Source organism: Dendronalium phyllosphericum CENA369 (genome assembly GCF_016056275.1).
GTDB lineage: Bacteria > Cyanobacteriota > Cyanobacteriia > Cyanobacteriales > Nostocaceae > Dendronalium > Dendronalium phyllosphericum.
Map to the genome: position 1 here is coordinate 19,790 of NZ_JAECZA010000027.1, position 23,897 is coordinate 43,686.

A 23,897-nucleotide genomic window follows, 5' to 3' on the forward strand; every position below is an offset into this window, starting at 1 on the left:
AAAATTTTATGTTCCTGCTTAACTTGTTAATTTAGACTTTTTGCCAAAGCATCTCGAACAAGCACATTCTAGAGATGTGCTGTTCCTATTTCTACGACATCTGTAACTCTTGCAAGAGGTTTATTGTTGAGATGTCTAACTTTTAGTAGAGTTCTTCTTCCTTGTGAGTTTCTATTTTCACATTGGAGGTTGGGTAGGCAACACAGGTTAGTACATAACCTTTTTCAATTTGCTCGTCGTCTAAGAATGACTGGTCAGACTGGTCAACAGTACCTTCAAGTAGTTTACCTGCACAGGTCGAGCAAGCACCAGCACGACAAGAGAAGGGTAGGTCAATACCCTCTTCTTCGGCAGCATCTAAAATATACTCATCATCAGGAACGTCAATTGTGGTTTCAGTTCCTTCTGCATTGACTAAAGTCACTTTATAGGTGGCCATTTAGTATTCCTCTCTTTTGCAAACGGCAGTATAAGTTATCCTAAAGCAAAGCCCACGGCTGTTGTTTTCGTTAGCCGCTGGTTCTAATTCACTTCAATTCTGATACTACGAGAAAAACTTAGAGGTTGTAACCAGAAATCGACCCCGATTAGTAATGAAATTTAGTTAGTTGTCAATAATAAGTTTTCTTAATACATTAACCTACCAAATGGTGGTGTTATGAGAAAAAGTTATATGTTTAATGCTGAGTACAGACGCGATTAATCTGGAAAGTACAGACGCGATTAATCGCGTCTGTACAAGAAGCAGAAGTATGGATTCTTCCTCCGTGAATTTTGAATTGATTTGTCTCCCCTAGCTCATTCCCTCTAACTCTTAGTAAAAGACTGTTTCAATGAGGATAGTGTATAATTTCAGAGGCAGTTTGGAAAAAAGCAACGTGCGCGTAGGCTTGGTTGGTACGGGATATGCGGCAAAACTACGAGCAGAGGCATTAGTACAAGATGAGCGATCGCATCTAGCAGCGATTGTTGGTCATACACTAGAAAAAACAGAAGCCTTTGCCAAAGAATACGAAACTGAAGCCTTAAGTTATTGGCAACAGCTAATAGAACGAGAAGATGTGGATCTGGTGGTGATTTCGACAGTGAATCGAGATCATGGTGCGATCGCTAAGGCCGCACTTTCTCAGAACAAACATGTAGTTGTAGAATATCCTCTGTCTGTAGATATCGTAGAAGCTGAAGAACTCATCGCCTTAGCTAAAGCAAAAAACAAACTGCTGCACGTCGAACATATTGAACTCTTAGGTGGTTTGCATCAAGCTTTGAAGCAACACATAGCCAAAATTGGTGAAGTATTTTACGTTCGCTATAGCACCATTAATCCCCAGAATCCTGCGCCCCGCAAGTGGACTTATAACCATGAGCTTTTCGGCTTTCCTTTAATTGGCGCACTATCTCGATTACATCGTCTCACCGATTTATTTGGTAAAGTCTTGACGGTAAATGGTCATCAACGATATTGGGAAATCGAACCAGAATATTACCAAACCTGTTTTTGCATGACTCAACTATGCTTTGAGAGCGGACTGTTAGCTCAAGTAGTCTACGGCAAAGGCGAAACCATTTGGCAGCCAGAACGTAAGTTTGAAGTTCACGGCGAAAAGGGTGGTTTAATTTTTGATGGCAACGCCGGAATTTTTATCCAGCCGGAAGAAACAACACCTATTGAAGTTGGCACTCGTCGGGGTTTGTTTGTCAAAGACACTACTATGGTTTTAGACCATCTTTTTCATGGTATTCCTTTATACGTTACCCCAGAAGAGAGTTTATATACCCTAAAGGTTGCTGATGCCGCAAAAAGAGCTGCACAATCGGGGTTGACTATATTTATGGCAGATTAAAGAAGGCAGGGGAGATGGAGGAGATGAGGGAGATGAGGGAGACAAGGGAGACAAGGGAGACAAGGGAGAATAACTTGCGACTTGCGACTTCTGCTTTCTGCCTCTTGTAGAAACGCGATTAATCGCGCCTATGCGACAATTAACTCTTGTACAGACGCGATTAATCGCGTCTCTACGACAACTGACAACTGACAACTGACTTTAGACAAAATTGTATGAAAACTGAACTCATCGTTATTTTATCCTCACGAGAAATAGAAAAAATGCGTCAAGCAGGGCGCTTGGCTGCCAAACTTTTAGAGCATCTTGAGCCGCTAGTGAAGCCAGGGGTTAGTACTCTCGAACTGAATGATGAAGCCGAACGTTGGACGCAGGCTCACAGAGCAAAAAGCGCGCCTCTAGGTTATAAAGGTTATCCCAAGTCGATTTGCACGAGTGTGAATGAGGTAGTCTGTCACGGAATTCCTAATGCCAAGCAGATTCTCAAAGAAGGTGACATCATCAATATTGATGTAACGCCGATTGTTGGTGGCTACCATGGCGATACATCTAAGACGTTTATTGTGGGTACTGCTTCCTTGAAGGCGAAAAAGTTGGTGGAAGTGACCCAAGAGTGTCTGCATCGAGGTATCGCTGAAGTCAAGCCTGGGGCACGTATAGGGGATATTGGTGCTGCAATTCAAGAGTATGCCGAAGCTCAAGGCTTTTCTGTGGTGCGAGATTTTGTCGGACACGGCATTAGTAACATTTTCCACACTGCGCCGGATATTCCTCACTACGGTACGCGCGACAAAGGCAAGCGTTTGAGGTCTGGAATGGTTTTTACTATTGAGCCAATGATTAACGAAGGTACTTATGAAGTTGAAGTTCTACCTGATGGCTGGACTGCTGTAACTCGCGATCGCAAGCTTTCGGCTCAATTTGAGCATACTATAGCTGTAACAGAAGACGGCGTTGAAATCCTGACTCTACCTGAAGACTAGTACAACAAGGCAAAAGTAAAAGGAAGAGTACTTATACCACAGGCTTTTTACTAATTCCCAATGGTAGGTTTATTTCCGCCGGCCTCTACTAATATGTCAAATAACAGCAAAATTTTTCATCGAGGTTTTCACTATGCAATCTATAGAGAAATTAGATGAAATATGGCAAGATAAAGCCATTGAAAGTATTATCAATTTTGTCAAATCGGCTGATGGAGACTTTGACTGTATTGCAGAACTGCTAAATGCTGTCAGCGATAGCGATAGTTTGCAGAAAATAGTGGAATTTCTCTCTAGCACTCCCCAAGGAAAACAAGCTTTTCAAAAGCGCCCGCTATTGGGTAATATTGATTTACAAAAACTCCATCGCTTGCCAATTAACAGCTTAGGTTATAGTTTTGCTAACCATCTACTGACAAATAATTTGCAGCCTTTACAGGCAAAGTCAGTAGAGAATGATTACGATTTTTTTGCCGCGCATATTGCCGAAACTCACGACATTTGGCATATCGTCACTGGATGCAATACAAATGTATTGGGAGAAATCCAATTAGAAGCATTTTATGTTAACCAGTTATACGCTTCTCGTTTTTGGCTGGCATTAATTGCTAAAAATTTACTTAAGGCTGTTATTTACGATATTGAGCTTTCTACAACATACATGGATGCGATCGCCAAAGGCTGGACAATGGCAAAACAAGCTAAACCTCTATTTGGTATCGAATGGAATTTGTTGTGGGAAACTCCTTTAGAAGATGTGCGGAATTCTTTAAACATCATTCTTCCTAATGGCTAAATGCTGGTACGCCGAAGTTTCAATATCTAATAGGGAGTAAAAGAAATTTCAATCTAGAACTGCGCTGGAAGGGAAAACGCACTGTAAGTTTCAATCCCTAATAGGGAGTAAAAGAAATTTCAATCCCAACCTGTCTCAGGATAATAAGTCTTAAAGGAGTTTCAATCCCTAATAGGGAGTAAAAGAAATTTCAATTTTGTTTGGAGTCAAATTTGCGTTTCCTTCGCTATCAGTTTCAATCCCTAATAGGGAGTAAAAGAAATTTCAATAATTATATGAACTATAGCTACAGCCAAGCTATCAAAGTGTTTCAATCCCTAATAGGGAGTAAAAGAAATTTCAATACTCTGTAAAGAGTTTGTCGTATTTCTTAGCAAAGGTTTCAATCCCTAATAGGGAGTAAAAGAAATTTCAATAAAATAGCGCAGTTTGTCAGCTTCCATGACTTTTGTTTCAATCCCTAATAGGGAGTAAAAGAAATTTCAATTTTCTAGCATCAGCGATCGCTACTGCTGGCAACCCGTTTCAATCCCTAATAGGGAGTAAAAGAAATTTCAATAAGTAGAGTAGCCAATACTTTGAAGCGCGATCTGCTCGTTTCAATCCCTAATAGGGAGTAAAAGAAATTTCAATTCGTAATGGTGGAGTACTTGATTTAGAAATAGCTAGTTTCAATCCCTAATAGGGAGTAAAAGAAATTTCAATTTGCCGACGCGCTCGGTTTCAATCCAGTGAGGGGTTTCAATCCCTAATAGGGAGTAAAAGAAATTTCAATACCACTATTTACTATTTATCAGAAGTTAAGGGAAATAGGTTTCAATCCCTAATAGGGAGTAAAAGAAATTTCAATTTGACTACAAATGGCCCTGCAATTTCAGACAGTAAATTGTTTCAATCCCTAATAGGGAGTAAAAGAAATTTCAATTACGGTTGCCTTAGCCGTATCAATACCAGTCTGGTTTCAATCCCTAATAGGGAGTAAAAGAAATTTCAATATATATGAAATAGCTTATCAGCATTATCTTGATGTTTCAATCCCTAATAGGGAGTAAAAGAAATTTCAATAATTTGCTTTTATCCAGTTCTTGCACTCAAGAAGTTTCAATCCCTAATAGGGAGTAAAAGAAATTTCAATGGCGGGAGCTGGAAAGCTAATCTGTATTTAGTTTTCGAGGTTCAGTTTCGCGAATGGTTAGATTATAACAGGATAAAATGTCAGTTGATTGAAGTAAAATCGCTGAAACTACGATATGATAAGGCGCGCGGCTGATTTTCATTTAATTTTTCTGCAAAACCCTGTACTAAAAGGAATGCAGCCATTTTTACTCAACGCCCGATTTTCTACACCTACCCATCCGCGCATTTGGCAAAGAAAATAGAATCATCGCGTATTGGTTCGTCACTGATACTTCCTACTTTACTAAAACAGCGATCGCACAGAAAAAGCGAATATTATCAGTGTCAGGTTTAATCAGTAAATCGCTTCCTTTATGGCTCGATAAGTGCGATATTTCAGGCTTTAGACTTGATTTTAAGCTAATAATAATTATTCAAATTGCATCTCCCTGCCTCCCCTTCTCCGCGTCCTCGCGTCTTTTTTTAACGTCCGAGTAAGTTGGGAATATCTTCACAACCACCGGGAATAGTCACTCTAGTTTTTTCGCCACCCCAAGCACAACAATAGTAGCGGGTAGTATCAGACATCCGCTGTACATTACTAAAATCGGCATTTTGGATAACAGCGCCGGTTTGTTCGCCAGTTTCGTAGTTTGGTGGTTCGGTGCGACTGCGAGGTGATGCTTTGTCTACTGAACCATAAAATAAGCGAATTCCATTCAAGTCAGCACCGCTGAGATTGGCATCATATAAAATAGTGCGCGAAAGGTTGGCTTTTACCAAGTCACAACCACTGAGATTGGCACGGACAAGGTTAGCTTCACTGAGGTCAGTCCAACGTAAATCTGTGCCTGCAAGGTCGGCGGCGGCTAGCATCACTCCTAAATCAATGACGCGCACACCTGCAACTCTGTCTTCAGCGTAACCGCCAAAACCGTTAAGAATGGCTCGACCTAAATGGCGATCGCGTTTTAGGGGTGTCAGCAACTTAGAACGGGAAAGAAAGCGGAGAATTTTTGCTTTGCCACTACCATCAACACTACTAAAAATTGCCGCTGTGCGTCCTTCTGCGATCGCTCTTTCTTGCGGCCAGTCTTCTAATAATCCTTCTTCATCTAATACTAAGTCTGAGATGCCTTGAAAATAAGAATCAATCGTCTGCTGCTGCGTAATCACATTTTGTTGAACTGTAAGCAGATTTTGCTGAATTGTCAAGTCTTTGGAAATAACATATTGTCGCCACGCCACGTAAACGGCAATAATGGCGATGAGAATTTGCCCTAAAGCGCCAAACCATTCTGCTAAAGTCCCGGCAACATCCCAATTAATCTGGCTTCCCCACAAGACCAAACGGGAACCTACACCGCTAAACTTCAACAAGCCGATGCAGGCAGATAATAGTCCCACAAAAGCAACAAATATTGTTCTATCTTGGGGCGAAAACCACTCAACTACTACATATTGCAACCAAGGCAACAGAATCACTAAGGATAAAACTAAAGTCACCAGCGTTCCGAAGATGCCGACGAACCAGTTATTGATGGCAACTCCGATAAAAGTAATGGCGATCGCGATTAAAGTAATCAGTAATGCCCTTGGCTTAACTGTTAACTGATTGGCAATACGTTGTCCGAAACTAGAACGCGCTTGCTGCAACGCAGTTGTATATTGCGAAGATTGCATCGATGAAATAGCAGCTAAGGCTTGTTGTGCGGTTAGCGCTTCCGAAGTTAAGTGATTCTCATTGGCACTAGCATCAAAGTCATCTGGTTGCGATTCGTTTTCGGGGCTAGATTCTGGGGTTGGTGGATTGGGGGAATTAGGTTCAATCGTCATGTTTTTATTTTGCCCCAGTAAATGCAGTTCAACAGCTGTTATATATTAACTGTCCCTGGGTAGGGTAAGGTAAGAATCCTAAGCTAATCTGCCTTTGCAGGTTAAAAACTATTAATTTTTTCTTAGTCCACGCAGGTGGACTTCGTTTGTGTAGTAGCGAATTATATTCGCCTCATACTTTTCAAACATCCTTTAAATTCAGAATTTTAAATTTTGACTTCCTACTGAAGATATATTGATTTTGGTAATAATTCTATTGCTGCTAATTCAAGCAGATTACCTTTAATAAATTTGGTTTATTGGTCAAGTCTCTATTAGGAATTAGCCGCTTGGATTTTTACCAATATTTATTTTTTTTATACTTAGTATATTCAGAGATTATATCGAACACTAATAAAAAGTATCATATTTTAGCACAGTATCTTAATGCTAATGGACGCGAAATAAAAAAGTCAAAGTTATTTGATAATATTATAAAATAAAAATACGTTTTAACATTGTATTGTGATTTTTGTAGGTATAGCATGGTCTTTTGGCGTTGCTTTATTGCCTCTGGTTTTATCGCTTTGTTGGCATATGGCTGTAGTTATGGGGCGAACTCATCAACAGAAAATACCAAAGAAGTAGTACAGGAAATTAATGTATCTCAATTATTCATCAAAGCGAAGGCTAGCCAAAAGGCAGGAGATTTATTTGCTCAAGGCAACTATTTTTTAGACACGCAACGTTACCAAGAGGCACTAGGATCGTACAACAAAGCGATCGCACTTGAGCCTAACAGAGCAGATGTTTGGATTAATCGGGGAAATGCGCTTACATCATTGCAACGCTATCAAGATGCACTAATATCATATAACAACGCGATCGCCATCAATTCCCATAAAGATGAAGCTTGGTATAACCGAGGCAATGCCTTAACATCATTGCAACGCTATCAAGACGCAATAGTGTCGTATGATAAAGCGATCGCCATTAAAAAAGACAAGCCTGAAGCCTGGGTTAATCGAGGTATAGCCTTAACAAAGTTACGGCGCTTCAAAGAAGCACTCTTATCATATGACGAAGCGATCGCCCTTAAGCCGAACAAGCATGAAGCCTACTACAACAAAGCTTGTTCTTATGCATTACAAAGCAATATAGAATTAGCAATTGAAAACCTACAAAAGGCTATCCAGCTTGCTCCTAAGAAATACCAGCAGTTAGCAAAAACTGACCCCGATTTGAACAAAATACGTAATGACAAGCGTTTTCAGGAATTAATTAAATAGTCTATTATTCCGCAGATAGTCAGATATGCCCCCAATCAAGGCGCAGTGTATTATGTGAGTTAACTGTAAAAAACTGCTTTAAGCAATTCACTTTCTGCGTTTCTCAGTGAGACATGAAAAAACTATTAATTACTGGTGCTAGTGGTTTTTTAGGATGGCATCTTTGCCAACTAGCAAAGCAAGAATGGGAAGTTTATGGCACTTATTGCTCCCATACTTTAAAGATTCCTGACACCAAATTAATGAAAGTTAACTTAACAAATTTTCAGGAACTCAAGCGCATATTCAGTTATATTAATCCAGAAGCTGTTATTCATACAGCAGCACAATCGCAGCCTAATTTTTGTCAAACTCATCCACAAGAATCATACGAAATTAACGTCAGAGCATCTAAGAATATTGCTGGACTTTGTGCAGATTATTCTATTCCTTGTGCTTTCACATCAACCGACTTAGTTTTTGATGGCTTAAATCCTCCGTATAAAGAAACAGATCCTGTTAGTCCTGTGAATATTTACGGCGAGCAAAAATTCATTGCTGAAGTAGGAATGTTAGAGCGCCATCCTCTGACAGCAGTGTGTCGGATGCCGTTAATGTTTGGCATGGCAACACCCACAGCAAAAAGCTTTATGCAACCATTTATCCAAACTTTGAAAGAGGGAAAAGAACTAAGTTTATTTATAGATGAATTTCGCACACCAGTAAGTGGAATAACTGCTGCTAAAGGACTGTTATTAGCATTAGAAACAGTTAACGGACACATCCACTTAGGCGGAAAAGAGCGAATTTCTCGTTATGATTTTGGAAAACTTTTAGTAGATATCTTTCAACTACCTGCAACTGGACTCAAAGCCTGCAAACAACAAGATGTGAAAATGGCAGCACCTAGACCAGCAGATGTTTCCTTAGATAGTTCCAAAGCTTTTGAACTAGGCTATCAACCTTTATCCTTGCGAGAAGAATTGCAGAATTTCTTGTCTACCTAACTAGTGGGAGAAACTGGGAGTCTGGGTGGTGAATTCATAATTATGAAATCAAAGATAAGGTAACAGAGAGGTAATCATAACTGTGCAGTTATTAAGACGGAAATTCACAGTTGAGCAATATCATAAGATGGTTGAGTCGGGGATTCTCAAAGAGGACGAGCGAGTAGAATTAATTCGGGGAGAGATTATTGAGATGTCGCCTATTGGGACAAAACATGCTGCTTGTGTAAATCGACTTGTTAATTTATTGGTGCAGCTGTTGGGTAAACGCGTTATAGTTGCTGCTCAAAATCCGGTTGCGTTGAATAATAACTCAGAACCTCAGCCAGATGTGGCATTACTTAAACCCCGTGATGATTTCTACGCCACAGCACACCCCCAACCCCAAGATATTTTTTTACTAATTGAAGTGGCTGATTCGACAATCTTGTATGACCGAGAAGAGAAAATTCCTTTATATGCAAAAGCAGACATTATTGAAGTTTGGTTAGTAGATATTAACGAGCAAATTGTCGAAGTTTATCAACAATCAACAGCCACAGGATATCAGCATATGCAAAAGTTTACTAGCGGTCAAAGTTTATTAATTAAAGCCTTTCCCAATGTAAATATTACCGTCAACGAAATCTTTGGCAGGTAAAATTATTTATTGTTAGAGTCAATGAATTAGCTTTTGCACATAGCTTTTTGCGCTTTCCTATCCGTCGAACTCATGTTAAGAAGGGTACGAGAATTTCGTACCCTTCTGAGCTAAAGGCTTTATATGAAAGCTTTTTGTATTACGCCGATCTTAATAACTGCGTAGAATTGAAGACAAAGAATTCTGTTTACGAATATCCATTAAGTCAGCTAAAGATTCTTTGCTTTTATCGAATGGATGCCTGTGTTCTGGAGGCAGAACTGTCACTAGAGGCTTTGTTTTAGCTTGCATTGGAACAAAAGGTTTCAGTGGTTGCAACGGCACAAACACTGGCAGATTCTTGAGAGTTTGTGGTTCCAATCTTTGAGGACGGCTTGGTGTTACATGTGTAGGATAGTGGTTGATATGTTTGCGGACTTTTTGATGCTGCTTTGGACGGTTCAGTAATTTGAGAATTATCAAGCAACCACTCCCGCAACTGAGAGCGATCGCAAGTACCATCCATAAAGGTGTAGGATTGCTAGTCTCAGAGGGTGTTTTGATTGGGTTTTCAACGACAGCTGGGATTTCTGCTGGTTCTACCTGTTCTGTGCCTCCAGCATTACCGAGGCTGTACAAAGCCAAGGCAGCACTCCCCAACAGCATTGCTAACAAACCAGTTAACAATAACAAAGGATGCTGTGTAAGCAGATAGATAAAAAAGTTTGAGCCGCCTATTAGTCGCGACTTACTGTTTGTCGGTTCTAACATTGGGCCTGTTACTTGGATTGATTCATGCTGTACGCTCTGACTATTTTCCATGTTTACTTTCAGATTTGTACCCCTCTAGAACATGATTGTACTAAAAGAGCCAGCAATGAAGTATCCGTAGGCAGATTTTCGATTCTAGTAGCTTTTCTGTGCCATATCTGCTACAGAATCTTCTAATAATCCCATAAATCGTTGCTTTTGGTAAATCGATCGGGGAGATAGAGGGCAAAGGTGCGGAGGGGCAGGGGGAGATGAGGGAGATGAGGGAGATGAGGGAGATGAGGGAGACAAGAAATAATAATTACTCCTGCCTTCTGCCTTATGACTCAGCACTCAGCACTCAGCACTCAGCGAGAAGTTGTAAGGAGGGTCTTCCTCCGGGCAAACTTCGGTGACTCAGCACTCTTTAGACTCTCAACAAGGTTAATGGTGTTGCAGTGGTCGGAATCGTTATTGTATCTCACAGTAAACAACTAGCGCTTGGCGTGCAGGAACTTGCAGCACAGATGGTTCAGGGCAATATCCGCCTTGCTGTTGCCGCAGGTATTGAAGATGATGACAACCCACTGGGTACAGATCCGATCCAAGTGTATGAGGCGATCGCTTCTGTTTTCAGCGATGATGGCGTTCTGGTATTAATGGATTTGGGTAGTGCTTTGATGAGTGCGGAGATGGCTTTAGAGTTTCTCGACGAGGCACAGCGACAGCAAGTACATCTGTGTGAAGCACCCTTAGTAGAAGGTGCGATCGCTGCGGTTGTTGCTGCTGCTGCTGGCAGAAACATTCAGCAAGTCATCGCCGAAGCCAGAGGTGCATTAACAGCAAAAGCAAGTCAATTGGGGGTTGTCAGTGGTCAGTTGGCAGTTGTAGAGACGCAATCGATCGCGTCTAGCGAAGACCAAACTCACGCAGAATATCCCACTAAAGAAATCCAGCTAATTGTTAGCAATCGATTAGGATTACACGCCCGTCCAGCCGCTCAATTTGTGGCAACCGCAGCTCGTTTTCAAGCTCAAATCCGGGTGCGGAATATCACGAGAAACACAGAGTTTGTTCGAGGCGACAGCATTAATCAAGTCGCCATTTTGGGAGTACGTCAAGGGCACGAACTAGCGATCGCTGCTACAGGTGTTGATGCAGATGAAGCACTGGCTGCATTACAAGCATTATTTGCTTCCAACTTTGGTGAAGATCGTACTAATTTTGAGCCTCCATCAGCAGTTCGTCAGGAAATTACTCCAGAAACAGACGGCGAACTTTCAGGAATTGCAGCTTCTCCGGGAGTTGCGATCGCGCCGATTGTGCGTTATCAACCCCCCGCTATTACAATTACAGAATACCACGTAGAAGATCCAGAAGCGGAGTGGCAAAGATTACAAACAGCAATTCACACAGCCCAACAAGAAATTCAAACGCTGTTCTCACAAGCAACTATTCAAATTGGAGATGCTGAAGCGGCAATTTTTGATGCCCATCTTTTATTTTTAGAAGATCCGGTATTGCTGGAAGCCGCTCGCCAACGCATTTGGGATTTTTATCTGAATGCTGAGGCTGCTTGGCAAGCTGTAGTCAATGAGGTGGCAAATTCCTACCGCACTCTGGAAGACTCTTATTTACAGGAGCGAGTTGACGATGTGGTGGATGTGGGACAAAGGGTGCTACGGCTGCTAGTTGGAAATACTCATAGTGAATTGCATCTGTCGCAACCAGCAATACTAGTAGCCACTGATTTGACTCCCTCGGACACTGCTGGACTAGATCCAAGTCAGGTACTAGGCATTTGTACGACTTTAGGAAGTGCGACTTCTCACAGTGCAATTATTGCCAGGACATTAGGCATTCCGGCCGTCTTGGGTGTAGATGCAGAGGTGGTGCTGCATTTAGAAGATGGTACGCTCATGGCGCTCGATGGCGAGAGTGGTAAAGCTTGGGTAGAACCAGAACCAGATATCCTGAATCTATTGGCAGCAAAACGGGAGGCGTGGCAAAACGCTCAACAGCAAGCACGCGCAACAGCCCATCAATTGGCAATTACCCGCGATGGTCGGCAAGTCAGCGTTTTTGCCAATATTGGTAGTATATCTGATGTGCAAGTTGCGGTAGCTAACGGTGCAGAGGGAGTGGGACTACTACGCACCGAGTTTCTGTACCTCGACCGAGCAACCGCTCCCACTGAAGAAGAGCAATTTACAGTTTACCAAGCGATCGCTCAAGTTTTAGAGCGCCGTCCGTTGATTATTCGCACCTTGGACATAGGTGGTGACAAGCCGCTTCCCTATCTCAAAATCGGGGTTAGAGAAGCTAATCCATTCTTAGGTTGGCGCGGAATTCGTTTTTGTTTGGATAGTCCGGAATTGTTCAAAACTCAGTTACGGGCTATTTTACGAGCGAGTGCGGGACACAATATTAAAGTGATGTTACCGATGATTGCGACTGTAAGCGAGGTACGAGCTGCTAAACAAATTCTCGCTGAAGTCAAGGTCCAACTCCGACAAGCTGGTATTCCCTTCAATGAAGCGATCGCCGTCGGAATTATGGTGGAAGTACCTGCGGCAGTGGCGGTTGCCGAGCGGTTAGCTGCGGAAGTAGACTTTTTTAGTATCGGTACTAATGACCTCAGCCAGTATGTCATGGCAAGCGATCGCACCAACCCGCGAGTAGCAACTTTGGTGGATGGCTTGCATCCGGCGGTATTGCGGATGGTACAACAAACAATCCAAGCTGCCCAAACAGCAGGAATTTGGGTAGGATTGTGTGGCGAACTAGCAGCAGATCCCTTAGCAACAGCAATTTTAGTAGGTTTAGGGCTAAATGAATTAAGCGTCAACCCCCAAGCGATACCGATGCTCAAAGTGGCGATCGCGCAGTTAAGTCTAGCTGAAGCTGAGGCGATCGCGGCATCAGCATTACAACAAGATTCTGCAACTGATGTTAGAGCCTTAGTGCAACAATCGAGATCCTAATTCAGGATAATATCAATTCGTAATTAAGAAATTCAGATAGGGTCTGGGTTTGGGGGTTTGAATGTGTTGCCGGATTTTAGAGAATCATCATAATTTCCTCAGAAAGCTTTTAGATTTCTTCTCTATAGTGTCAACATTCAGCACTGGCACGATCGCAAGGCTGTTTGAGCGACTGACAAAAGCCAGTCTAAGGCTGAATTCTAAACACTCAAGTTCAGATTCGGAGACTGAAAATTATGGCACTCGTTCGTTGGGAACCTTTTCGAGAAATTGAAACTTTGCAGCGGCAGATGAACCGCTTATTTGATGAAATAGTACCGACATCCCGCACAGCAGAAGAAGGCATTGCTTTTATCCCCCCCGCTGAAATACAAGAAACCCCAGATGCAATTCATCTCAAGGTAGAAATTCCCGGTTTAGACCGCAACGACCTAGATGTACATGTATCGCCAGAGGCAGTATCTATTTCCGGCGATCGCAAGTCAGAAATCAAAACTGAAGAAAAAGGCATCACTCGTACCGAATTCCGTTATGGAAGGTTTCAGCGCGTGATTCCACTGCCTGCCCGCGTGCAGCACGACCAAGTGCAAGCAGAATACAAAGATGGCATCCTCAAGCTGAGACTGCCCAAGGCTGAAGAACATAGAAACAAAGTTGTGAAAGTAAACCTAGGTGACGGGCACAGGGGTAACGGTCAAAGACAATGACCATTCGGAAGGCGATCGCAAATTGATGGCGCTGGATGCAATACCATTTCCCAAAAATAATGATACAGATCCAAACCCAGGAACCTAGACCAAATGAGACTTTCTTAATTACGAATTACGAATTGCTACAAGTACAGCCGTAGTCACACCTTTTAGGACAGTGTTGATTGCTTAAAGCTTTGAAACAACTGGATTTCAACTCAGCACTCAGCACTCAGCACTCAGCACTTTGCTATACATTGATTGCCAAAGCTGAATTTCGGGGAGTAAAGAACGCCTCAATTAGTAATTATTCATTGGTCATTAGTGTTTCAAAGGACAAATGAGAGTCTTCATTAATACATTTTGGAAAAAGCTATGACTTCTGAAAATTTGAGAGAAACGAGAACAAATTTAGGATGGCCGATTGTCTTAGGAATTTTGATGGTTTTGCTAGGAATTGCAGCGATCGCAGAACCATTTATTGCCACTATTGCCATCACAATTGTATTCTCGTGGACTTTAATTATTGCTGGTATTGTCCGAGTTATCCATGCATTGCAATCATGGCGAAAACGAGGCTTTTGGGTAACATTATTGGTTGGTATTCTCTACTTAATTACCGGAATTCTGCTGATTAGCAACATTTTTGGAGCTGCGCTCTCCCTCACCTTAGCCTTTGGAATTGTCATTTTTGTTGAGGGTATATTGGAGGTGATTGCAGCATTTCAAATTCGTCGAGATCCAAACTGGGGCTGGGTACTTTTTAGCGGCTTCATGGCTATTATTCTGGGGATTTTGATTTTGTACCAATGGCCTGTGAGCGCAGTTTGGGTACTGGGAGTATTCACAGGTATTAATTTTTTGTTAACGGGTATTTGGATGATCGCGCTGCCATTGTCTATCCGTAGGGTTTCTAATCCTAGGGTGAGAGTTTAACGACTTTTTCAACCAGCCTCTTTTGTGGGGAAAGCTTTTGGTCTGATGACGATCGCTCGTATTTGGCCGTTGCGATTGATGGTAATTTGCAAAGGATTGCCGATTTTGACTGTTTCCAGTTGTTGTTGCACTTGCTGTGTATTTTTAATGGCAACCCCATTCATACTTTCAATGATGTCACCCGGACGCAAAGAGACACTCGCCGCAGGTGAGTTCGGGACAACTCCTACAACGATTACGCCCGTATCTTGGTTCACTTTCAAACCAATTTGGCTTTGATTGATTTTGGCTCGCAACTCTGGACTCAACTGCGCCATTTGAACGCCGATGTAAGGATGATCTACTCGTCCTTTAGCGATTAATTGTGCTGCAATCCTTTGAGCGGTATTGATGGGAATGGCAAAACCTAACCCTTGCGCTCCCTGAATTACGGCGGTGTTCATCCCAATCACTTCGCTTTCCGTATTTAGTAAAGGCCCGCCAGAGTTACCCGGATTAATTGCTGCATCAGTTTGGATAAAGTCAACTCGCTCTGTTGGCACGCCTAAATCTGCAATAGAACGCTGCGTGGCGCTGATAACTCCTTGAGTAACAGTATTATCGAGTCCTAGAGGGTTGCCAATAGCGATCGCCCACTGTCCTACTAATAAATTATCTGAGTTGCCGATTTTGACTACTGGTAGTTCCCTAGCTTTAATTCTAACTACGGCAACATCAGTAACGGAATCAGAACCTACCACATTACCAGGAAGACGGCGACCATCTTTCAATATCACTGTGACATTATCCGCTTGTGCCACTACATGAGCATTAGTTAAAATTAGCCCATCAGCACTAGTAATAAATCCAGAACCGATACCTCGTTGTACTCGTTCTGGAGGAGGTAAGCGTCTGCCAAAAAAACGTTCCAACAAAGGATCTTCAACGGGGGATGCTTCAACAGTACGCGTCGAGTCGATTCGCACTACTGCGGGGCCTGCCTGCTGTACAACCTGCGTCACATAATTTACATCACTGGTTGAATGTGTTGGCAATAATGAATTGAGTACGGGTTTTGGTTGAGCATTCCTAACATTGCTAGTGGAGATGCATCCACTTATTAGTAAAACTAGATAAAGCGCAGGTTGCTTAAAAAGTAGTTTCATGTGTCATTGCGATCGCCTTGATAAAGTATGAAGTTTTATCTGTTTTTCATTTACTCAGGACGAAAGCGTTGTTTCAAGAATCTTTTTCACAAGAGGTTCCTGTAATCATGGGGCTATATTTGCTGACTTTTCACGGTATGTGGACGCATGAGCGAGGGTGTGGGGTGTAGTCCGGCTTTCTTGTTTTCCCTACACCCTACCCCCTACCAAGAGCCTTAACGAGAGTTTGAGGACTTCCCGTGAAAAGTCAGCTATATTTGCAGTTTAGGTGGGGGCTGCGATCGCTGCACCTATCCTAAGTCTGTGGTCTGGATAATTTCTTTATGCAAGAATAGACCTTTTGCAAAAGTTATTTTTGTGCTCTTACGGATTAAGGGAAAGGTTTTTTCTTATTCCTTTCCCCTTACCCTTTTCCCGATTTCTGCAAGAAGTCTAATTTACCCTGGTCTACGACTTTCTACGAAACTTCTACACAGCAATTTCCGCATCTTCTAAGGAGTATTAGGAATCAATCTACCGCAGGGATAAGTAGCTGCTTCCTTAGAACCACTGTCAGCCACAGCAGCAGGGATTTTATCGGATGGTTGGTTTTTAGCCGCTAAATAATCTGTTTGCAGTTTCTCTAACATTGCTTCTCGCTTGTCATACAACCGTTTCAGGGGACGAGGCTGGCACTGGTTGAGAACGTATGCTGTGACTAATGGTAAAGCGATCGTGCTATCGGTATAACAAACAATCGTGCTAGGCAATTCTTCCGGGTCAATCTTACCCCAACTAACGGCTTCTGAGGGTGTTGCCCCTGACAAACCACCTGTATCTGGACGAGCATCAGTAAACTGGATAAAGTAGTCGTGGCCCCGTTCTTCTAATCCTAAGACCTCGTGAATTTGCGGTTGTGTTTGTAGCAAAAAGTTTTTGGGACTGCCACCACCGAGAATTACAGCGGCACTTTTACCTTCTGATTCTCGCGCAGAGTAGGCGATCGCAGCTGTTTCATTCACATCAATTGCAGGATCTAAAATTAACTGCGAACCTTCCAAAGCTAAGGCTGCTACGTTCATCCCAATTGAACTATCTCCAGGAGAAGATGTATAAATGGGTACGCCAAACTCATAAGCTGTCGCTAGTAAACTAGAATGTTTTACTCCTAATTGCTTTTCTACTTCCCAGACATACTTGCCTAGTAAATGGTGAAACTCAGCGGTTCCCATCCGCTTTTGAAACGGTTCTGCTTGGAGAATCTTGCGGATGAAAGCGTCAGTTTCTAGCAACACATCGTAGCCAAAAATAATGTCATAAATCCGAATTGTGCCTTCTTGACGCAGCTTCACATCATCCAAAAACGGATTACCAGCAAATAGTTCAAAACCTAACCCATAATGCATATCATGATAAAGATTAGCGCCGGTGCTAATCATCCAGTCAATAAAACCATTGCGAATTAAGGGTGCAAGCGCTGAGACTCCAAATCCTGCTGGTGTCATTGCACCGGAAAGACTAACGCCTACCGTAACGTTTTGCGTAAAGACATCCCGACTCAGTAATTGGCAAATTTCCCGTAATCGTGCTGAATTGTAAGCAGTAAAATAATTATCAATCAAATCCACTAGCCCGATATCGGTTGATATGGGTGTGGGTGCAATTTTTTGACCCAGCTGTTTTGACATTGTTGCGCTCCCAAACAGTAGACACGCATATTACTTTAACTAAAATCCAACAAATACAGATTAAGAAATACAGACAACAAAAAAGCATCCTTTTGAGGATGCCCTAAAAATGATGGCAGGAATTAGCTGTGATTATTCTCCTAGCGCATTAACTTAGTACAGCATTTTACTAATTCATAGCGAATTAAATTTGCCAGTACCCTGCAATGTTAATGCATCCCACTGCAATGCCAATGCATCCCAATGCAATGTTAATGTATCCCGATACAATGCCAATGCATCCCAATGCAATGTTAATGTATCCCAATGCAATGCCAATGCATCCCAATGCAATGTTAATGTATCCCGATGCAATGCCAATGCATCCCGATGCAATGTTAATGTATCCCGATGCAATGTTAATGTATCCCGATGCATTAAAATTTGTAAATTGACATTTGGTGGTTGTACTTCCGGCAAGTTGTGACACCCACCAAATCAACACTATCATCTAATGCGCTTCCACATTAGTCTAACTTTATTAAGTAACATAAAGTGCCCAAAGATAATCGCGGCAACCCGAACATAAAAAATTATGGGTTTACAACCGACCGGGATGAACCTCTAACAGAAAAGTTAAATATCAGACTTACTAAATCAATGATGGCTAAATTAAAAAGCTTAGAAAATGTCCCTGAATTCGTTAGGCAATGTATTCAGGATGGATTAGACAAGCTTGACCAGTCAGATAGCGGGGAAGCATAACGGTAATTCATGAATTGCTGCTACTATTTTTCAGTAAATTCTTGCATTACCCGCAAGTAACAATCATAAGCACTTTGTCCAAAACAAACGAAAATCACCTGTTCTGGCGAGTTATGGTCGTGTAAAAACTGATGAACTTCAGCGATCGCAATTTTACTAGCCCGTTCCATCGGAAAACCATAAACACCCGTACTAATAGCTGGAAAAGCAATAGTTTTAATTTGATATTGCTCTGCCAAAGTCAAGCTGTGGCGATAACAACTAGCTAATAATTCATCCTCTCCATAATTTCCACCTTTCCACACCGGGCCAACGGTATGAATTACCCATTTAGCAGGAAGATTATAACCTTTTGTAATTTTCGCTTCACCAGTTTCACAGCGTCTCAACTGCCGACATTCTTCGAGCAATTCCCGTCCTGCTGCACGGTGAATTGCACCATCGACACCGCCACCACCTAGTAAAGAGCTATTAGCAGCATTGACTATTGCATCTACCTGTAACTGAGTAATATCGCCTTGAATAATTTCAATTTGCTGCATCATATTTGACTCATCACTTATGTCAGTTTTTTCTAAAATTATATTTGTGCGGATTACTTGCAGTCGCTTCAAAATTGCTAAAAAGTGACCATTTTCAATCATGTTGGCCATGTATCCGCTACAAAAGCGTTCCTTACGAACGTGGGTTGTTAACAATTTTTGCAATGTAGAAATGTCAGCTAAAGTTAATAATTCTGGATAAGTTATAAAACGATTAGCTTCATTTTGCCAAGATACCCAATCAAAAGAAATGACAAAATTTTCTTCGGAAAGGGTGGTAATGAATCTATGAAATTTTTCAGAATAGCAAAAGGGATCTAAAGTTAATGGTTCAGTTTGGATTTCATAGAGTTTTACTTGATGATTTAATAATAATGATAAAAAAGCTCATACAGTATCAATATTTTTCAAATTGATATTGCTGGACATTTACAAAAAATACTTTATGTAAAATTGTATAAACAACAAAATTTTAGTTGCTTCTGTTTAGTTGTAAAAGTTATTTTCAGTATCCCCATAGATTCATGAAAAGCGATACACCAGAAGAGTTAAACTCAGATAAAGAAATTGAGCGCTTAATTGACGAAGTAATGTCCTCAAATCTACCTGAGTTAACTAACGAGCAGTACCGCCAGAAAATGCAGCGGCGTAAAGAGGTGCAGGATCGGCGCATATCACAAGCTGTACCAGAAAAAGGATTAATTATTGTAAATACTGGTAACGGTAAAGGTAAAACCACTGCCGCATTGGGGATGGTGTTACGATCGCTTGGTCATGGATATAAAGTAGCGATCGTTCAATTCATCAAAGGAGGCTGGGAACCTGCGGAAAAAGAGGTTTTCAGTCATTGGTCAGACCAACTAGAGTTTCACGCGATGGGTGAAGGCTTCACCTGGGAAACTCAAGACCGCGATCGCGACCTCGACAAAGCCAACGCTGCTTGGGAAAAATCACTAGAATACATTCGCAACCCTGACTTCCAGCTAGTGTTGTTAGATGAAATCAATATTGCTTTTAAAATGGGTTATTTACAAGTTGAAGAAGTTTTAGCGGGTTTAGCAGAAAAACCACCTAATAAACACGTTATTCTCACAGGTAGAGGCGCACCACCCGCCATCATCGATCGAGCCGATTTAGTCACAGAAATGACCCTAATTAAGCATCCTTTCCGCGATCAAGGTGTTAAAGCACAACCAGGAATTGAGTATTAAATTATTAAGTGGATTAAACAAGTACATCAATAATCCATAACAGCACGCTCTAGACTTATTTTGGCAACTAGCCGACATAAGTCGGGAATTAGTATTATCGATCGTTACGTAGCAATTGTGTCTTCCTTGATTGGTATTGCTTAGTGGCGATCTAACTAAAAATCTCAGGACTTTCTGAGGAAATCATAAAAATATAAATTCATAAATGAGTGCTTTTTATATCCTTTATACATAAGTACTAGCACGGTATAACACTAATATACTCTATATAAATTAAGACATTCTATTAAATAGAAGGTGTTATTTTAGACACCTTCTACTTTAAACATTTCTTATTTTCCTCTGCTGAGAGTCATGAAAGAGCAGTAAATTCAGTAAAAATGTCAATATTTTTTTAAAAATCAAAATACAAAAAATCAGAAATTTAAACTAATGACAATGATGAATTCTTTATTTACATCACCCATTCGGGTGAATCTAATGGGTGAAGAGCGAATCACTTTATTGATGGTAATGTGAGCTTATCGTCCAAAATTCAGCAAAAACTTGAGTTTTGAACTGCTTTTATTCCAAACAATATATATCAAACCTTTGAGAGAGCCTTAAACGATACATAGTTGGTTATGGTTTAAGTAAGTCGTAGAGGAAGTAGTTAATTTTCTAACAGGAGTGGTAGGGTGCTTAACAACATTTTCAGATTATTTACCGCACGTCAGTTGCCAGTTACCTTTTTTGGTTTGCTTTTCACTCTTGGTGTTGTAGGCGAACAAGCCAAACCCGTACTGAGTAACGAAATACAACAAGTACCTACATCTACCACATTAGCTACTAATTATCTCGAATCGACGAATCAAAGTGATAATAGTCACAAAACTCCTCTGTTAGGGCAGTTAAAAGAAGTTCGAGAACAGAGAAGTCAACTATCGGCAACATCTGTCGATAGTGACGCTTATGCGAATCAGGGTTTAGAACAGAACTTTCACCAGCCAGAACTAACTTCTTCTACAACCTCATTGAAGAATGTAAAAGCAATACCTACAACTACGACGGCAATGGTTGTGGACAATCAAAAAGCTGCAAAACAACCAGGAGTTCAGCCAACAGAGAATTTCCTGACAAGAGATGGGGTTTATCTCTACGGTCAATCACCAAAGCCAAACCAGCTTGGACAAGGATATGTTTTATTTCACAACCAGCAGGGTAGAGTAGTAGGTGCATTGTATATGCCCCAATCGGAATTTAGTTGCTTTCAAGGCACACTTGACAAATCAGGAGCTTTGGCAATGACGGTTACTGGTTCGCCAGATGAAAGCGGTTCTAATGAGGTAGCTACAGCGAACAGACTACCTAACCTCAATGAAGATGAGCCAAACGCCTATGCTTACTCGATAGCACTACAAGATTATCATCGGGTCAGTTCCATTAGTGCTAATGACCAACGCATTTTGCAAATGTGTAATCAATCTGCCGCAGATGTCTACACAAAGTTAGTCAAATAAAAATAATTGGTGTTGCTAAATAAGGGGATGATTGAGGCTGACGCAGGGACGTGGAGACACGGAGACGCGGTGAGATAGAGCTACAGGAGGGTTTCCCTCCGGAGCGACTGCGTTAGCGAGCCTGCGAACGTCACCCGAAGGGGGATTATAGTTGATGCAAATTCCAAAATCATCCCGCAATTATGCAACGCTAAATAATTTAAACATCTTGATGATGAATAATGAATTGTGAATCTTAAAAAAGAGCGATCGCAAGTTCAATAAAGCCCGGATGCTTTTGGACAAACAACTCGCGGAAACTGGGGATGTAGGGTGAGGGCGATGCCGAAGGCGGCAAGCTACGCAAGTAGTAATCAGGATTCTCGCCGAATTTGGCTTCTGATAAAGAGTTGTTCTACACTAATTAGGATGAGCAGTGGCCCTACAGATGCTTTCGCGATCGCCTCCATCGACCAGTTGTGATTTACTAGGTCGGGGATTGTTATAACAAGCATTACGACAATGAGAAATATTGGTAGGAACATGACAAAATTCCGATCCCAAGCAGGTTTATCGCGTAGTCTTGCTTCGCTCCGTAGTACACCTTGCCGCCAAAATCGAAAGGTACTGAGGACAGCAGCAAAGTATAACAGTCCAGCATTTACTAGCAGGCTTATTTTATGGTTTGGAGCGATGTCAGGATGCTCAAGTATGACCACCGTTAGGCAAACTCCTGCTGCTAGATACAGAAAAGTAAACACAGTAAATCTCATTAGTTTCTCCTTGGCTTCAAGGAGGACATACTCTAGGGCAAATGCATCTAAATTATACTTGCTCAGAATAGCACGCTCGTTAACTACAAACCTAAAATTATTAGAGACATAGGACAATACTTTGGTAGTCTTTAATCAGTGGAGGACAGAAGCCCCCACTGATGCTAACTAGAAATTACGAATTACTTTGATTCACCATTCTCAACTTTTGCCACTTCCAGCATTGTCTTTAAAACCGAATCTGGATTTAAACTAATAGAATCTATTCCCTGTTCAACTAAGAACCGAGCAAATTCTGGATAATCGCTGGGTGCTTGTCCACAAATGCCTATTTTGCGCTGACATTTTTTCGCAGTCTGTATTACCATTTTTACCATTTGCTTAACAGCAGGACTGCGCTCGTCAAATAATCGCGCTACTAGTGCTGAATCCCTGTCTAGACCTAGTGTTAGCTGAGTTAAGTCATTAGAACCAATAGAGAAACCATCAAAGACTTCAGCAAATTCTTCAGCCATAATTACATTACTGGGCAATTCGCACATTACATAAACTTGCAAATCATTGATACCTTGCTTTAAACCATTGTTTGCCATCTCTGCTAACACCAAACGTCCCTCATCGGGGGTGCGACAGAAGGGAATCATCGGAATAACATTAGTCAAACCCATTTCTTCCCGTACTCGCTTGATGGCATGACATTCTAAAGCAAAAGCTTCTCTGTAGCCTTCATCATAGTAACGTGCTGCCCCTCGCCAACCTAACATCGGGTTTTCTTCATCGGGTTCAAACTGTGCGCCACCTAATAAATTGGCATATTCATTACTTTTGAAATCGGACATTCGCACAATTACTGGTTTGGGATAAAATGCCGCCGCAATTCTGCCAATACCTTGGGCTAATTTATCTACAAAATACTGGGGTTTCTCGTTGTAGAGTGAAGTTATTTCGCTAATTTTAGCTTTGACAAATTCATCTTTTAACTTGTCAAAATAAATCAATGCCATCGGATGAATTTGGATTTGGTTAGCAATAATAAATTCTGTGCGTGCTAAACCTACGCCATCGTTAGGAATGGCAGATAAACTCAAGGCTTCTTGAGGATTTCCCACATTCATTAAAATTTGGGTATGGGTGCGGGGCAAATTTTCTAAGGGAACTTCTTGAACTTCAAAAGGCAATAACCCTGCATACACTTTTCCTTCTTCCCCTTCAGCACAAGAAATTGTAATCTCTTGACCAGTTTTCAAGACTTCCGTAGCATTACCGCATCCCACGATCGCAGGTACGCCCAATTCTCGTGCGATAATCGCTGCATGACAGGTGCGTCCGCCAGAGTTGGTAATAATGGCACTGGCGCGTTTCATAATCGGTTCCCAATCAGGATCGGTTCTTTCTGTCACCAACACTTCCCCAGGTTGGAACTGATCGAGTCTGTGTACATCTAAAATCAGATTTGCTTTCCCTTGACTAATGGCTTCCCCAATTGCACGTCCTGTTACAAGAGGGTGTGGGGTGTGGGGTGTGGGGTAT

At 41.6% G+C, this 23,897-nt stretch carries 22 protein-coding genes and 1 CRISPR repeat array; of the genes, 12 read left to right on the plus strand and 10 right to left on the minus strand.

The window, feature by feature from the left end:
- Window positions 1–142 precede the first annotated feature (142 nt).
- A complete protein-coding gene (locus tag I8752_RS09330; RefSeq protein WP_214432032.1) occupies window positions 143–439 on the minus strand; it encodes a ferredoxin in 297 nt (98 codons plus the stop codon).
- Window positions 440–833: 394 nt separating this feature from the next.
- On the opposite strand from I8752_RS09330, the gene I8752_RS09335 reads away from it, so the two are divergent.
- The 3 genes from I8752_RS09335 to I8752_RS09345 all read left to right on the plus strand — a co-directional run bounded on the left by I8752_RS09335 (window position 834) and on the right by I8752_RS09345 (window position 3,623).
- Window positions 834–1,844, plus strand: coding sequence for a Gfo/Idh/MocA family protein (locus tag I8752_RS09335; protein ID WP_214432033.1), 1,011 nt, complete (start codon window positions 834–836; stop codon window positions 1,842–1,844).
- Window positions 1,845–2,059: 215 nt separating this feature from the next.
- Window positions 2,060–2,827, plus strand: a complete 768-nt coding sequence (gene map, locus I8752_RS09340; RefSeq protein WP_214432034.1) for a type I methionyl aminopeptidase — start codon at window positions 2,060–2,062, stop codon at window positions 2,825–2,827.
- 133 nt (window positions 2,828–2,960) lie between these two features.
- Window positions 2,961–3,623, plus strand: coding sequence for a Coq4 family protein (locus I8752_RS09345; RefSeq protein WP_214432035.1), 663 nt, complete (start codon window positions 2,961–2,963; stop codon window positions 3,621–3,623).
- 16 nt (window positions 3,624–3,639) lie between these two features.
- Window positions 3,640–4,758: a CRISPR direct-repeat array (repeat unit 37 nt; unit sequence GTTTCAATCCCTAATAGGGAGTAAAAGAAATTTCAAT).
- A 464-nt stretch (window positions 4,759–5,222) separates the two neighbouring features.
- Here I8752_RS09345 and I8752_RS09350 read toward each other — a convergent pair.
- Window positions 5,223–6,575, minus strand: coding sequence for a pentapeptide repeat-containing protein (locus tag I8752_RS09350; RefSeq protein ID WP_214432036.1), 1,353 nt, complete (start codon window positions 6,573–6,575; stop codon window positions 5,223–5,225).
- 524 nt (window positions 6,576–7,099) lie between these two features.
- Here I8752_RS09350 and I8752_RS09355 point away from each other — a divergent pair.
- The 3 genes from I8752_RS09355 to I8752_RS09365 all read left to right on the plus strand — a co-directional run bounded on the left by I8752_RS09355 (window position 7,100) and on the right by I8752_RS09365 (window position 9,469).
- Window positions 7,100–7,843 carry a tetratricopeptide repeat protein gene (locus I8752_RS09355; protein ID WP_214432037.1) on the plus strand — a complete coding sequence of 248 codons (744 nt, stop codon included), beginning with the start codon at window positions 7,100–7,102 and terminating at the stop codon, window positions 7,841–7,843.
- A 113-nt stretch (window positions 7,844–7,956) separates the two neighbouring features.
- The gene (locus I8752_RS09360) at window positions 7,957–8,829 is read left to right on the plus strand and encodes an SDR family oxidoreductase (protein ID WP_214432038.1); all 873 of its coding nucleotides are present in this window, start codon (window positions 7,957–7,959) and stop codon (window positions 8,827–8,829) included.
- A gap of 76 nt (window positions 8,830–8,905) precedes the next feature.
- Entirely contained in the window at window positions 8,906–9,469 is a 564-nt protein-coding gene (locus I8752_RS09365) for a Uma2 family endonuclease (protein ID WP_214432054.1), read from the plus strand.
- A 150-nt stretch (window positions 9,470–9,619) separates the two neighbouring features.
- Here I8752_RS09365 and I8752_RS09370 read toward each other — a convergent pair whose 3' ends face one another.
- Together I8752_RS09370 and I8752_RS09375 are read right to left on the minus strand one after the other, a co-directional pair.
- Window positions 9,620–10,270, minus strand: a complete 651-nt coding sequence (locus tag I8752_RS09370) for a hypothetical protein (protein ID WP_214432039.1) — start codon at window positions 10,268–10,270, stop codon at window positions 9,620–9,622.
- An 84-nt stretch (window positions 10,271–10,354) separates the two neighbouring features.
- Entirely contained in the window at window positions 10,355–10,552 is a 198-nt protein-coding gene (locus tag I8752_RS09375; protein ID WP_214432040.1) for a hypothetical protein, read from the minus strand.
- Between the two features lie 104 nt (window positions 10,553–10,656).
- On the opposite strand from I8752_RS09375, the gene ptsP reads away from it, so the two are divergent.
- The 3 genes from ptsP (at window position 10,657) to I8752_RS09390 (ending at window position 14,807) form a co-directional block, all read left to right on the plus strand.
- Window positions 10,657–13,182 (plus strand): phosphoenolpyruvate--protein phosphotransferase, encoded by a 2,526-nt coding sequence (gene ptsP, locus I8752_RS09380; RefSeq protein ID WP_214432041.1) that lies wholly within the window; start codon window positions 10,657–10,659, stop codon window positions 13,180–13,182.
- A gap of 236 nt (window positions 13,183–13,418) precedes the next feature.
- On the plus strand, window positions 13,419–13,889 hold the full coding sequence (locus I8752_RS09385; protein WP_214432042.1) for an Hsp20/alpha crystallin family protein: 471 nt from the start codon (window positions 13,419–13,421) through the stop codon (window positions 13,887–13,889).
- Window positions 13,890–14,246: 357 nt separating this feature from the next.
- Window positions 14,247–14,807, plus strand: coding sequence for an HdeD family acid-resistance protein (locus tag I8752_RS09390; RefSeq protein ID WP_214432043.1), 561 nt, complete (start codon window positions 14,247–14,249; stop codon window positions 14,805–14,807).
- Window positions 14,808–14,815: 8 nt separating this feature from the next.
- Here I8752_RS09390 and I8752_RS09395 read toward each other — a convergent pair whose 3' ends face one another.
- The 3 genes from I8752_RS09395 to I8752_RS09405 form a co-directional block, all read right to left on the minus strand.
- The gene (locus I8752_RS09395) at window positions 14,816–15,952 is read right to left on the minus strand and encodes an HhoA/HhoB/HtrA family serine endopeptidase (RefSeq protein ID WP_214432044.1); all 1,137 of its coding nucleotides are present in this window, start codon (window positions 15,950–15,952) and stop codon (window positions 14,816–14,818) included.
- 491 nt (window positions 15,953–16,443) lie between these two features.
- Window positions 16,444–17,619 carry a homospermidine biosynthesis protein gene (locus I8752_RS09400; RefSeq protein WP_214432045.1) on the minus strand — a complete coding sequence of 392 codons (1,176 nt, stop codon included), beginning with the start codon at window positions 17,617–17,619 and terminating at the stop codon, window positions 16,444–16,446.
- 174 nt (window positions 17,620–17,793) lie between these two features.
- Window positions 17,794–18,078: a hypothetical protein gene (locus I8752_RS09405; RefSeq protein WP_214432046.1), complete on the minus strand. Its 285-nt coding sequence runs from the start codon at window positions 18,076–18,078 to the stop codon at window positions 17,794–17,796.
- Between the two features lie 75 nt (window positions 18,079–18,153).
- On the opposite strand from I8752_RS09405, the gene I8752_RS09410 reads away from it, so the two are divergent.
- Window positions 18,154–18,363 (plus strand): hypothetical protein, encoded by a 210-nt coding sequence (locus I8752_RS09410; RefSeq protein ID WP_214432047.1) that lies wholly within the window; start codon window positions 18,154–18,156, stop codon window positions 18,361–18,363.
- 23 nt (window positions 18,364–18,386) lie between these two features.
- On the opposite strand, the gene I8752_RS38355 is transcribed toward I8752_RS09410, so the two are convergent.
- Complete coding sequence (locus I8752_RS38355) at window positions 18,387–19,247, minus strand: O-acetyl-ADP-ribose deacetylase (RefSeq protein ID WP_318780827.1); 861 nt, start codon at window positions 19,245–19,247, stop codon at window positions 18,387–18,389.
- 182 nt (window positions 19,248–19,429) lie between these two features.
- On the opposite strand from I8752_RS38355, the gene cobO reads away from it, so the two are divergent.
- The gene (gene cobO, locus I8752_RS09420) at window positions 19,430–20,116 is read left to right on the plus strand and encodes a cob(I)yrinic acid a,c-diamide adenosyltransferase (protein ID WP_214432048.1); all 687 of its coding nucleotides are present in this window, start codon (window positions 19,430–19,432) and stop codon (window positions 20,114–20,116) included.
- A gap of 677 nt (window positions 20,117–20,793) precedes the next feature.
- Window positions 20,794–21,615, plus strand: coding sequence for a hypothetical protein (locus I8752_RS09425; protein WP_214432049.1), 822 nt, complete (start codon window positions 20,794–20,796; stop codon window positions 21,613–21,615).
- 353 nt (window positions 21,616–21,968) lie between these two features.
- Here the strand turns inward: I8752_RS09425 and I8752_RS09430 are convergent, their stop codons facing one another.
- Window positions 21,969–22,367 (minus strand): hypothetical protein, encoded by a 399-nt coding sequence (locus I8752_RS09430; RefSeq protein WP_214432050.1) that lies wholly within the window; start codon window positions 22,365–22,367, stop codon window positions 21,969–21,971.
- A gap of 182 nt (window positions 22,368–22,549) precedes the next feature.
- On the minus strand, window positions 22,550–23,897 hold a 1,348-nt coding region (gene ppsA / locus I8752_RS09435; RefSeq protein WP_214432051.1), incomplete at its 5' end, for a phosphoenolpyruvate synthase.

What these genes read in the sequence shown, in the direction of transcription:
- I8752_RS09330 (WP_214432032.1), bottom strand. Translation starts at nt 439, where the DNA reads ATGGCCACCTATAAAGTGACTTTAGTCAATGCAGAAGGAACTGAAACC.
- I8752_RS09335 (WP_214432033.1), top strand. Translation starts at nt 834, where the DNA reads ATGAGGATAGTGTATAATTTCAGAGGCAGTTTGGAAAAAAGCAACGTG.
- map (WP_214432034.1), top strand. Translation starts at nt 2,060, where the DNA reads ATGAAAACTGAACTCATCGTTATTTTATCCTCACGAGAAATAGAAAAA.
- I8752_RS09345 (WP_214432035.1), top strand. Translation starts at nt 2,961, where the DNA reads ATGCAATCTATAGAGAAATTAGATGAAATATGGCAAGATAAAGCCATT.
- I8752_RS09350 (WP_214432036.1), bottom strand. Translation starts at nt 6,575, where the DNA reads ATGACGATTGAACCTAATTCCCCCAATCCACCAACCCCAGAATCTAGC.
- I8752_RS09355 (WP_214432037.1), top strand. Translation starts at nt 7,100, where the DNA reads ATGGTCTTTTGGCGTTGCTTTATTGCCTCTGGTTTTATCGCTTTGTTG.
- I8752_RS09360 (WP_214432038.1), top strand. Translation starts at nt 7,957, where the DNA reads ATGAAAAAACTATTAATTACTGGTGCTAGTGGTTTTTTAGGATGGCAT.
- I8752_RS09370 (WP_214432039.1), bottom strand. Translation starts at nt 10,270, where the DNA reads ATGGAAAATAGTCAGAGCGTACAGCATGAATCAATCCAAGTAACAGGC.
- I8752_RS09385 (WP_214432042.1), top strand. Translation starts at nt 13,419, where the DNA reads ATGGCACTCGTTCGTTGGGAACCTTTTCGAGAAATTGAAACTTTGCAG.
- I8752_RS09390 (WP_214432043.1), top strand. Translation starts at nt 14,247, where the DNA reads ATGACTTCTGAAAATTTGAGAGAAACGAGAACAAATTTAGGATGGCCG.
- I8752_RS09395 (WP_214432044.1), bottom strand. Translation starts at nt 15,952, where the DNA reads ATGAAACTACTTTTTAAGCAACCTGCGCTTTATCTAGTTTTACTAATA.
- I8752_RS09400 (WP_214432045.1), bottom strand. Translation starts at nt 17,619, where the DNA reads ATGTCAAAACAGCTGGGTCAAAAAATTGCACCCACACCCATATCAACC.
- cobO (WP_214432048.1), top strand. Translation starts at nt 19,430, where the DNA reads ATGAAAAGCGATACACCAGAAGAGTTAAACTCAGATAAAGAAATTGAG.
- I8752_RS09430 (WP_214432050.1), bottom strand. Translation starts at nt 22,367, where the DNA reads ATGAGATTTACTGTGTTTACTTTTCTGTATCTAGCAGCAGGAGTTTGC.